This is a genomic window from Chthoniobacter sp., assembly GCF_040003245.1.
Lineage (GTDB): Bacteria > Verrucomicrobiota > Verrucomicrobiia > Chthoniobacterales > Chthoniobacteraceae > Chthoniobacter.
The window spans coordinates 35,531-46,006 of the sequence record NZ_JBDUCX010000008.1 but is presented as its reverse complement, the minus strand read 5'-3'; the positions used below and the strand labels follow the sequence as shown (position 1 = coordinate 46,006).

Annotated in this window: 12 protein-coding genes; 5 read left to right on the top strand and 7 right to left on the bottom strand. The window is 61.3% G+C overall.

Going from position 1 to position 10,476, the window contains the following annotated elements; genetic code table 11:
* The 4 genes from ABJF10_RS02205 to ABJF10_RS02190 form a co-directional block, all read right to left on the bottom strand.
* Positions 1-466, bottom strand: a 466-nt coding sequence (locus ABJF10_RS02205; RefSeq protein ID WP_348542875.1) for a sigma-70 family RNA polymerase sigma factor, incomplete at its 3' end; no start/stop codon positions are given.
* Positions 467-986: 520 nt separating this feature from the next.
* On the bottom strand, positions 987-1,796 hold the full coding sequence (gene tatC, locus ABJF10_RS02200; RefSeq protein ID WP_348542874.1) for a twin-arginine translocase subunit TatC: 810 nt from the start codon (positions 1,794-1,796) through the stop codon (positions 987-989).
* 84 nt (positions 1,797-1,880) lie between these two features.
* Positions 1,881-2,471 (bottom strand): NUDIX hydrolase, encoded by a 591-nt coding sequence (locus tag ABJF10_RS02195; RefSeq protein ID WP_348542873.1) that lies wholly within the window; start codon positions 2,469-2,471, stop codon positions 1,881-1,883.
* 89 nt (positions 2,472-2,560) lie between these two features.
* Positions 2,561-3,865 (bottom strand): macro domain-containing protein, encoded by a 1,305-nt coding sequence (locus ABJF10_RS02190; protein ID WP_348542876.1) that lies wholly within the window; start codon positions 3,863-3,865, stop codon positions 2,561-2,563.
* Between ABJF10_RS02190 and ABJF10_RS02185 the strand changes: the two genes are divergently transcribed.
* Positions 3,752-4,312: a hypothetical protein gene (locus ABJF10_RS02185; RefSeq protein WP_348542877.1), complete on the top strand. Its 561-nt coding sequence runs from the start codon at positions 3,752-3,754 to the stop codon at positions 4,310-4,312. The two genes, ABJF10_RS02190 and ABJF10_RS02185, sit on opposite strands and share 114 nt — an antisense overlap.
* A 108-nt stretch (positions 4,313-4,420) precedes the next feature.
* Here ABJF10_RS02185 and ABJF10_RS02180 read toward each other — a convergent pair whose 3' ends face one another.
* Complete coding sequence (locus ABJF10_RS02180) at positions 4,421-4,855, bottom strand: lysozyme inhibitor LprI family protein (protein ID WP_348542872.1); 435 nt, start codon at positions 4,853-4,855, stop codon at positions 4,421-4,423.
* A 121-nt stretch (positions 4,856-4,976) separates the two neighbouring features.
* Here ABJF10_RS02180 and ABJF10_RS02175 point away from each other — a divergent pair, with 121 nt between their 5' ends.
* Positions 4,977-5,624, top strand: coding sequence for a hypothetical protein (locus ABJF10_RS02175; RefSeq protein ID WP_348542871.1), 648 nt, complete (start codon positions 4,977-4,979; stop codon positions 5,622-5,624).
* 110 nt (positions 5,625-5,734) lie between these two features.
* On the opposite strand, the gene ABJF10_RS02170 is transcribed toward ABJF10_RS02175, so the two are convergent.
* On the bottom strand, positions 5,735-7,132 hold the full coding sequence (locus ABJF10_RS02170) for a hypothetical protein (RefSeq protein ID WP_348542870.1): 1,398 nt from the start codon (positions 7,130-7,132) through the stop codon (positions 5,735-5,737).
* Between the two features lie 163 nt (positions 7,133-7,295).
* Here ABJF10_RS02170 and ABJF10_RS02165 point away from each other — a divergent pair, with 163 nt between their 5' ends.
* From ABJF10_RS02165 to ABJF10_RS02155, 3 genes are read left to right on the top strand one after another with little or no spacing between them, the layout of a single operon-like run.
* Positions 7,296-7,925 (top strand): LemA family protein, encoded by a 630-nt coding sequence (locus ABJF10_RS02165; protein WP_348542869.1) that lies wholly within the window; start codon positions 7,296-7,298, stop codon positions 7,923-7,925.
* Between the two features lie 4 nt (positions 7,926-7,929).
* Positions 7,930-8,673 carry a TPM domain-containing protein gene (locus tag ABJF10_RS02160; protein WP_348542868.1) on the top strand — a complete coding sequence of 248 codons (744 nt, stop codon included), beginning with the start codon at positions 7,930-7,932 and terminating at the stop codon, positions 8,671-8,673.
* A 1-nt stretch (position 8,674) separates the two neighbouring features.
* Complete coding sequence (locus ABJF10_RS02155; RefSeq protein WP_348542867.1) at positions 8,675-9,109, top strand: TPM domain-containing protein; 435 nt, start codon at positions 8,675-8,677, stop codon at positions 9,107-9,109.
* 13 nt (positions 9,110-9,122) lie between these two features.
* Here the strand turns inward: ABJF10_RS02155 and ABJF10_RS02150 are convergent, their stop codons facing one another.
* A complete protein-coding gene (locus ABJF10_RS02150) occupies positions 9,123-10,436 on the bottom strand; it encodes a D-alanyl-lipoteichoic acid biosynthesis protein DltD (protein ID WP_348542866.1) in 1,314 nt (437 codons plus the stop codon).
* Positions 10,437-10,476: the final 40 nt, after the last annotated feature.

The window sequence follows — 10,476 nt, the reverse complement described above, 5'->3', positions numbered from 1 at the left end:
GAAAGCCGACGTTGGTCACGCTGAGCTGCGTGACGTCGGCGATCTCGCGGTAGGAAAGGTCGTTCTGGAATTTCAAGCGGATGACCTCGCGCTGGTTGAGACTGAGCGCGTCGAGCAGGCGGAAGAGCGCGGTGGCGGACTCCTGCCGCTCGAGGACAGCGGCCGGGCCGGGCGCCGAGCAGGGGCGGTCTTCGGGGAGCGTCATGGGAATGATGCGGCTGAATTTGCGTTGATGGTCGAGCGCGCGGTTGCGCGTGACGGTAAAGAGCCAGGCCTCGGTGTGGCGGGTGGTATCCGCGCCCTCGGCGCTGGAGTTCATGCCGCCACGGGCCAGTTTGATGAACGTCTCCTGCACCACGTCCCGCGCCGATTCGAGGTCGCCGGTGATGCTTTGCGCATAGCGCACCAGCGGGCGCTCAAAGCGGTCCAGTAAGGCGGTCAATTCCAGCGTGTCCGGGGCAGGCATAGGGTGTTCCATGAGTTACACGGATGGGGGGCGGGGTTTATTATACCGGCGGCTGAAAATAATTTGCGACCTTGATTGCCGGCGGCCCCCGCCGCCGCCCTTCGGGCACGCTTCGCGTGGCTTCTCGCTCCGCTCGAATCACCGGAAGGCAGCTTGGAGACCGGCAGCCGATGCTTTCGCAGCCGCAGAAAACATTCAGGCACGATTAGACACGATTGGGCACGATTACTCTGGACTGCACGGCCTCGGAACCGCGCTGGGAGGCAGCCTCGGCGCCGCGCCACGCAGGTCTCGGTCGGATATGATCCCTCATGAGCTTGGTTCAGTTTCACTTGTCTGCCCTCCCGGATTTCGCCACTGCACTCCCCTTCTCCACCCACACAGCCGTCTGTGTACGCGACCCATCTTCTACACATTGAGGGTAGCACATCCCTCTCAATAAGTCAAGAACAATCGCTCACCGGACCCGGCATTCCCTGGCTCGCTGGCCCTTTACCGGGCGGGGACATGGAGCTCCGGATCAGTCCTGCATTTCCTTGTCCGCGCGATCCCGGGCGCGTTCGCGGCGGCGGTCGATGAGCCAGACGACCCAGATACACGCCTCGAACAGAGCCACGATGGGCACGCTGAGCGCGACGAAGGTGAGCGGATCGGGCGTCGGCGCAATGACGGCCGCGAGGATGAGGATGATGGTGTAGCCGAAGGGACGGGTGCGGGAAAGGAACTTGAAGTTCACGATGCCGAGCACGCCGAGGAGAATGACGATGACCGGTAATTCGCAGAGCAACCCGAAACCGAAGCAGAGCCACGCGGAGAACGAGAAATAGTCGTTCCACGTCCACATGACCTGCAGATCCGCGCTGCGCGCATCATGGTAAAAGAAGCCGATGGTCTGGGGCAAAATCCAGAGATACGCGACGGTCACCCCGGCAAGGAACAAGGCGAAGGTGCCGAAGATGCCGGGCAGCAGCAATTTGCGCTCCTTGCGAGTGAGTGCCGGGAGGACAAAGTGCGACACGAAATACACATGGAACGGAAAGGCCATGGCGATGCCCGCAAAGAAAGCCAGCTCCAAGGAAATGAGGAACGACCCCGCGATATTGGTGATGATGAGCTTGCCGGGCAGCGTGGGGTCGACCTTGAAGAGAGGCGCCCGGAGCATATCCATGAGGTCGTGCCGGAAATAAAAGGACACGATCATCATCAAGATCTGCACGACGACCATCTTGATGATCGTCCACCGGAGATCCTCCATGTGGTCGAGGAACGGCTTGACGATATCGCCGTCGGATTTTTCGCGAAATTGAAAGAATTTGGTCAGCCAGGACATTGAGGGGGCGCTACTGAGAGCTAAAACCGCGCAGGGCGCAATTTCTTCTTAGGAATTGTGAGAATCTCGGGGAAGGTCACACCACTACATCAGCCCGAGGGCGACCAACCTAGCAAACGCCGCCAAGGTATTGGCGTCGCGAATTTCGCCGCTGGCGATCATCGTTCGAAACTCGGCTGCCGAAAACGCGCGACACTCCGTGATCGCTTCATGCTCATCATGCTCGTGCCCCTGTGGACTTGGCACCACGGGGCCGGCCAGCAACAAATGACTGTGCTCGTCGGTAAAACTCGCGCTCGGAAAGAAGAATCCGAGAGAGACCAGTTTTCCACCGGGCGCGAGCTCGTAGCCACTTTCTTCGCGGAGTTCCCGCAAGCCAGTCATCTCGATCACATCTGGCCCGTCCTCATCATCAATCTGCCCCGCCGGAAACTCCCAGATGGACGTTCTGATCGGCACGCGCTCCTGGCGCACCAGGATAAAGGCACCGTCCGCGGTGCGAGGTGCCACCACGACGGCACCTTTGCGGTGGCACACCGTCCAGGTGAAAGGCGCGGGTCGGGTCGGCGAAGTGAGCGTGGGGCACCGCACCTCCAAATAGGGATTGCGGTACATCAGCTCGCTGCTGACGGTCGTCCATCCTGGGGACTCGTGAATAAAGTGATGAAAGGGCATCGCGCCACGCTTCCAAAGCACGCGGTGGAAGACAAACCCAATCCGCCCCGGTAGTTGCCCCCCCGCCCGGGGCGACCGTGGAGACGCCCCTAATCGCTGATTACGAAATCGTTGCCGAGTACGGCTTCAAAGAGTTGCCGGACTTCGTTGCGAGGCAATTCCTTTTCACGAAACACAACGATGTCCACACGCAACGGCGAGTTGGTATTGTGCATTCGGAGCGCCTGGAGGATCCCGTCCAAGGATTGATGGGGCGTCAGGGGAGCCAGACCGGCACCGAGTAACGGCACAAAGAGCAATCCGATTTTCAAGACGTCGGCCTTCTCCACCGCAGCCTTCACGGTGTTGCGGACGTCATCCTGGGTAACCAGATAGGTCGCGTCCTTGGCGATTTTGAGCGCGGCGGCGTGGAGAATGTAATGCACCGGTAGATTCCCTCCGGACGTCACGACAACCGAGGCCTGTTCGACTGGCGTGAATTTTGCCAGTTCATTCAAAATCAAGCTTGGGCCGGCTTTGGCCAGCAGGCCGTAAGCCACACCCCCGCCGGCGCTCACGAAGGTGTCTTCAGGGCTGACCACGCCACGGCGGAGTTGCGGAAAATCACCGTCCCCCAGCAGTCCACGACTGGTGATATCGCCATAAACAACCCGGACGTGGAGGGGGCCGCTCTTTTTTTGAGCGTTCACGACGGTTTCGGGTTCCAGGCGCCGCAGAGGCGGCGCGGAATCGATCCTTTTCCGTTGCTCCCGGAGGGAACGCAAATGCTTCTCCACCGCGTCGTTGGGATAACCCGCCTCGGAGAAGACCCGCTGCAGACGCAGTTCATGGTCGAGGTATCGGGCGGCCGTGGCGAAGAGGTCTCGATCACTTCGAAAATATTCAATCAAGTCCCGCATGAACGCTCCCGCCCCCCAGACCGGAAAGAAGCAAAACAGCTCATTGCTCGAATACTCAATGATTTCCGCGATGTCGGGATGAACTTCGGTCTCGACGCGCTTCTGGACCAAGGTCTGGAGTTCCTCCGGCGACAGCCGCTCGGGCTTATCATTTCCCATATACACCCCCCAGAGCAGCCCGAAGGAGAGAACCTTGCGTTGTTGGGCTTCCTTCGAAACGGCCTGTCGAAACAAGTCACGGACGCTTTGCTCATTGCCCGAAGCGCCTAGGACGACCAATCCGGAGTCGGCGGTGACGTTGTTGAAAAAATCCGCATTGGCCTTGGAGATCACCATGATTTCCGCCGCGGTATTGAGGATGTTATTGGTATCGATATCGCCGTGGAGCTTGGCGACGAAATGGCGGCCCTCCCGGTCCTCCCAATAGTCCTTTTCACTATCGGAACGCAGACTCTGGCAATCCGCGACGCCTTGCTGGGCAAAAGCATTTTCCAGCAGATGGTCGAAATTGGTCGTCAGACACGTCCGCTTCAAAAGCCCCCGGGTCATGAGCAAAGCCAGTGCGTGGTGCAAAAAAGACGGTTGCTTTTCACGAAGGATTTTTCGGAAAAAATCCACCCGTTTGGCGGGATTCGGTTCACGCGCCTGGATGCACGAAAGATAGCGACGGCTGAGATCGTTCCAGCGCAGTTTCTTCACGATCCAGCTTTCGATCTCCGCGGGAGGCATTTTCGCCTTTTGTTGTGCCTCGGTCAAAACCTGCCGAACTTCATCGCAAATACTGGCCGCCGTTTGCACACCGGCCTCGGCCGATGCTCCCGCCCCAATCCAGGACAAATAACGATCCGGGCTACTCCCAATCTGCAATATCGCGTCGTTATCCGATATAATCCTCATTGGGGGCGTTTATACGTAGAGCAACGAGATGTCGATTCTGAATAGGTTGTCGGGCAGCCTCACTTCTCTGCCAGGAATGGCCAGCGATCCCATTGCTTATCTCGGGTCTGGTGGATCGTTAGCACGCGCTCTTTCGAGCCCTCCGTCCCAACTTCAGCGCTTCGGCATGCGCTTTTTCAATTCGGCGATGCGTTTCTCCGACCACTCCTGGTGTTCGGTCGCGGATTGCAGGTGGCCGATTTGGCCACCCTCGCCGTCGTCGGCCTTGGCGGCGGCTTTTTCGCGCTTATTGAGCCAGGCTTCCTGTTCCTTGCGCAGCGCGGCGCGGTCGGGCTCGGGGAGTTTTTCCAGCAACGTGACGTAGACGATGAAGAGTTGCGCGTCCTTGACGGTCGCCATGTCCCACGCCGTCTCCAGCATGGCGATACCGGTGTCCAATTGCTTTTGCAGCGGCGCTTCCAAGGCGTCCAGTGCATCGGCCTTGATCCAGCCCTTGGGAATGAGCGGCGATTGCGCGTGGGACGGGGCGACGGTCGCGGCGAGCAGCATGATGACGAGGAAGGTCGGAGCAACGAACGGCAGTTTCATAGGGAGGAAGCGGTTGACCTGCACCAAGAACTCTCGCACCGGGCAAGTCGACGCAATTTGTGACGAGGCTGGCGTCCGGCGCGGGCCTGCGGTAGCAACGGTCCCCTCGTCCACCACTCCCATGGTTCGCAAACTCCTCCGCATCCTTCTCGTCCTCGTCCTGCTGGCGCTGATCGGCGCCGGCTACGCGTGGTGGCCGCGCCAAGGGGATCTGCGCGGGTTCGATGCCGAGGCGATCGGAAAGCTCGAGACCGGCATGTGGCGCGACTACTACGCGCACGATTACAAGTCGCTGGCCACCCGGCTCTACTCGCTCTACCGCGACCAGTATCACTTCTCTCCCGCCGATAGCGCGCAGCTCGCCTACGATTCGGGGAAAGCGGCGCAGCTCTTTCAGCCCACGACCAGCCGGGCGGAGGCGCAGGTCGCCCTGCCCTTGCTGGTGCACTATTACGCGCTGCTTCGTGATCGTGGCGGGGAGAATTTCGATACGGAGAACGCGGCGAAACTCGAGCTCGACTGGTGGCAGTTGCGCCGGGAAAACGCCACGCCGGTGCAATATGGAAACGTCATTGCCCAAGTCGCGGTGGAGCTATTCAAGACGGACAACGAGCACATCCGGAAATCGGCGCAGCTCCGGGCGGCGATGATGCGTTACCGCGACGACCGTCGCGATGGCCACATGGAGGCGGAGGATTGGGCGCACATCGAGGGGAATCTCATTGAGTCCTACCGGGAGCTGAAAGCGGGCGTCGGGCGCACGCCGTAGGAAGGGGAGTTTACCGCGGAGGCGCAGAGGCGCGGAGATGGCCACAAGAAGGCACAGAAGACACAAAAAAGCGGGTTTGGGATCTTTGTGCTTTTTGTGCCCCTTGGTGGCTACTTCGGCTCGCTCTCGTTCTCCGGCGGTGGAAAATAGATGGGCACGCGCACGTCGACGGCCTGCTTTTCCTCGGCGCTGAGCTCCTGGTAAGGCTTGCCGGCGAAGACCCTCGCCAGGATTTCCGTGGGCGCGAGGCCGGTGGCGGCGAGACGGGGATGATATTCCTGGCCGAAATTCGCGAGGGGCAGCGTCCAGAGGATATCGCCGGCATCGGTCTTCGACACCGCTTTCACGGTCGTGTCGTATTGTACCATCTTGGTAAAGTCGACCTGCTCGATTTGAAAGGTCAGCACTCCGACGCGGAAACTGCCGCCGACAATTTTCATCGCGCCCTGTCCCTCGTCGAAACCGGGGCCGGCCGTGGCGGTGAGGACGAGTTCGCTGGGAAGATCGGCCGCCTGGTTACCAAAGAGCCGAGGCGCATCGAGGAAGCTCGGGAGATCGAGATCGCGGGTGTGGATCGCTCCACCGCCATCGGCCGTGCCGGTCACTTCCAGCCGGCCATCGGCCGCCAGGAGATGGAACGGATTCGACTGCCCGTGCGGCAACATGGAAAAATCCACGGTGAAGGCGATGGGCTGCTTGATGGCCGGATGGAGCGCGGGCTGCGCGGTGCCGGTGAGCAGCTTTTGAAACGCCATTTCTTTTCCATCCACCTGCAAGGTGCGACCGGGCGTGGTGTGCAGCGTGAGGCGGTCGCTCTCGACCGTCAGCACGCCGGGCTCGACGCTGGTGGGCGTGGCCTTGAAGCCCGTCCACTCGATCTTCGGAATCGACAGGCGGAAGTCCGCGGCATTGCGATTGGTGATGAGCACGTCCTCGATGCTCACGCGCTCGACTTCGATGCTCTCGATTCCCTGGGGAAAGGCGGCGCCGCTGGAACCGGCGAAAGGATTGACCGTCGGGACCGCGGAGCCGCCCGAGGTCGTCGTGGAGACGGTGGTAGTGGACGAGCCGTTGGTCACCGTGGTGGTGTGGGTGGAGGTCACGTTGTTGCCCGATGGGAAGTCGGCGAGGTCGATATGCGCGCGGCGCACGCCGGCATCGCTGATCACGATGCGGTGGGTGTTGCCGGCGTCACTGACGCCGTTGTAGCGGAGGCGCAGGTCGAGGATTTCAGAAGGCTTGTCGGGGACGTCGCCCCAGGTGATCGACGACACTCCGATGCCGGTCTTGAGGTCGCCGGTGATGCCCTCGATGTGGACGTTCGGGTTCGCCTTCTGGATCATCGAGGCGACGAAGCGATAGGGCATCGCGGTGCTCACGAGCAGGTGGTAGGCGACCAGCACCGCGATGACGAACAGCGCGACGATCGTAATGAGAAAGACAAGGCAGCCATGCCGGCGCAAAAAGGACGGCTGACTGGGCAACTCCGGCATCGACGTTGAGCTCATGGGAGACAAGGGATAACTGTTCTCCGCACCCGTGTCACTCGGACAAAAGCGTTCGGCCCGACGTAACTCGCGAGCCATGTGGGTGATTCTTGGGCCAAAAGCGTTCCCGCCTGACCGCACCGCTTGTATTTCGTGGAATCTACGGTTTGCTTGTCGTTGCCCTATGAAATCCGCTCTCCTTGTCCTCGGTATCCTGGCCATCATCGCCTTCGTCGTGCTGGCCGGCGGTTGCAGCAGCTACAATCATCTCAATTCGCTCAAGCAGCAGACAGACAAGAGCTGGGCGGATGTGCAGAACGTGTATCAGCGGCGCGCCGATCTGATTCCGAACCTCGTCAAGACCGTGGAAGGCGCGGCAAACTTCGAGAAATCGACGCTCACCGAGGTGATCCAGGCGCGCCAGCAGGTCACGAAGATCCAGGTCGATCCGGGTGCCGCGCCAAATGATCCCGAGGTGCTCAAGCGTTTCCAGCAGACGCAGGACGGGCTGTCGTCGGCGCTGTCGCGCCTGCTCGTGGTGTCGGAGAAATACCCGGATCTCAAGGCAACCGCGGCGTTCCGCGATTTGCAGGTGCAGCTCGAAGGCACGGAGAATCGGATCACCGTCGAGCGCGGGAATTTCAACAATGCCGTGGTCGGTTACAATACGGCGGTGAACTCCATGCCCGCGCGGCTTTATGCCGGTGCGTTTGGCTTCCAGCCGAAGCCGTACTTTGCGGCCCGCGAAGGCTCCGATGTGCCGCCGACGGTGAACTTCAACTTCGGTTCCGCGACTCCTGCTCCAGCTAAATAAAGGCGTGCGGCAGGCGCTTTTCATCTCGTGGTTGTGGCTGGTGCTGCTGCTCGTTGGGCGCGCGGAGACGCTGCCGCCCAAGCCCGCGGACTATTTCAACGACTACGCGGGCGTCGTCTCACCCGGCACGACGCAACAACTCAACGACCAGTTGCGGCAGTTCGAGCGCGACAGTTCGAACCAGATCGTCGTCGCCATCTACCGGAAGATGGACACGTCCTCCTCGATCGAGGACTACACGGTGCGCATCGCGAATGCGTGGAAGGTCGGCCAGGCCGATCGCCGCAACGGCGCGGTGCTCTTCGTTTTCAGCGATGCGCACAAGATGTTCATCCAGGTGGGCTATGGACTGGAAGGCGCACTGCCGGATATCCTCTGCAAGCAGATCATCGAAAACGAAATCACGCCGCGGTTCAAAACTGGCGACTACGACGGAGGCCTCGCCGCCGGTGTCGATGCGATGATCAAGGCGACCAAGGGCGAATATCACGGCACCGGCAAGACGCGCAGCGATCAGGAGGGCAAAACGGTCGATACGATTTTCTTAAGCATCATCGTCCTTCTCTTCCTGGTTTCGTTGGTGCGCGGCTGGGGGCGTGGGACGGTCTACTCGGGCGGCGGGCGAGGGTACTCCTCTGGCGGATTCTGGAGCGGCGGTGGTGGCTCGAGCAGTAGCGGAAGGGGTGGCGGAGGCTTCAGCAGCGGAGGTGGCAGTTTTGGCGGAGGAGGCGCCGGAGGAAGCTGGTAATATGAAAACGCACGAATTCATCGACCGCCTCGACGAGGCCAAAATCGTCGCGGAGATCGCCACCGCCGAAGGGAGTACCTCCGGCGAAATTCGCGTCTTCATCTCGCGCCGCGCGCCGGACGACGCCGTGGCCCGGGCCCGCCAGCGTTTCGAGAAACTCGGCATGACCCGCACCCGCCACCGCAATGCCGTGCTCATTTACTTTGCTCCGCGCGTGCAGAAGTTCGCGGTGATCGGGGACAGCGGTGTCCACGAGAAATGCGGGCTGGCTTTCTGGGAGGAAACCGTCGCGGAAATCGGCGACCATCTGCGCGGCGAGCGCTTCACCGAAGCCGTCCAGCACGCCGTGCGCAAGGTCGGCGCGGTGCTCGCCCGGCATTTTCCGCCCGAGCCGGGCACCGCGAACGAATTGCCAAACGATCTCCTGCGGGATTAGCCGCGGAATACCGCTACGGGTAGATCTCGCCCGCGCCAATTCCATCCGGCGCAATGAAGCGCTGATGTGCGGACGCGTGGTAGTAGAAATCCAGCGCGCGATCCATGTAGAGCCAGCCCCGGGCGCTGAGATGATCGTTGTGGTCGGCGAAGAAAGCGGTGTCGTTTTCGTGCGCGGCGAAATCGACCAGGGTCACATCGTAGCGGCTCGCCAGCGCATGCAGATGCGCGAGGTATTGGTCGAGACTCGCCCGCGTGATCCCGATGCTCTCGTAGTAGGGATAGTCGACGGGGATACTCAGCAGCAACGGATCGAGGTCGAGTTCATGCATGACGCGCAGGAGCAATTCCAAATCATCCCATTCCCGCGATTCTCCCAGCACTTGCACGAACCGGCGATTGCCGACGAAGCGCGGGGCGTAGTCTTTCATCCGGTCTTTGGGCTGCGCAACCACCTCCCCTCGCCCGCTGGTGAGGATGGTTTCCCAATCCAGCGGCGACGGTGGCCGCGGCGAAACATCCGGCCGGTCATGATCGTGCAGGATATGCCAGGCAAAGGCGAAATGATCACCGAGGCGGCCGAGGGCATCCTGCACCCGCGCCAGCGGCGTCACGGCATGATACAGCGCGGTGTCCGCCCATTGCCGCCCGACCAGTCGATGCAGCGCGAAGGCCAACACGGGCGCGTGCTCCACCGAGTCCGGGTAATCGAGCATACGGCGGGCAAAATCGCGCTTGAGTTCCAGGCTGAGCCGCGGGCTGAAGATCAAGACACTCGCCTGGGCGGCGGAAAAGTTGCCCACGTACCAGCGATGATGCGCCTCCATGTGGAAAAACCAGCTCGGTGAAAGGCTGACGGCGAGCTTGCGCCCGTGCGGCGCATCCCCGGCCGCCGCGGCGATCTTCTCGGCGAGAACGAGCGAGGTGCATCCTCCCCGCCCCACCGGCGATACCGCAAAGCCGGTCGGGTAGCCGGCGAAGAAACGCTGCGGTTCATTCCCGAAATGTTTCGCCAGCTCCGAGCTGCCATAAAGGGGCAGGATGTCCGGTTCCGCCATGGCCGCCCTTTGCCAGACGATGCTCAGGTCCTTGTGGGGCGAGCCTTCCAGGGCGACGGTGTGAATCTCGCGCTTTTCCAACCGCAACGTGAAAACCCCGGCCGCCACTCCCGACAGCAACACGAGCCCCACGGCCAGCAGCGCCGCGCGGAGGTGGCGCCGTTCACGGGAAAATGCTACGGCGGCAGGTTCAGGGGAATGCGGAAGGGAGGCGACGGGCAACAAGGGGATGAGCAAACTGGTGAAAGCGTGTAGGTTGAGACAGTCCATCAAAAATCCGTTTTCGCCAACTTTGTGCGGGCGAATCGAA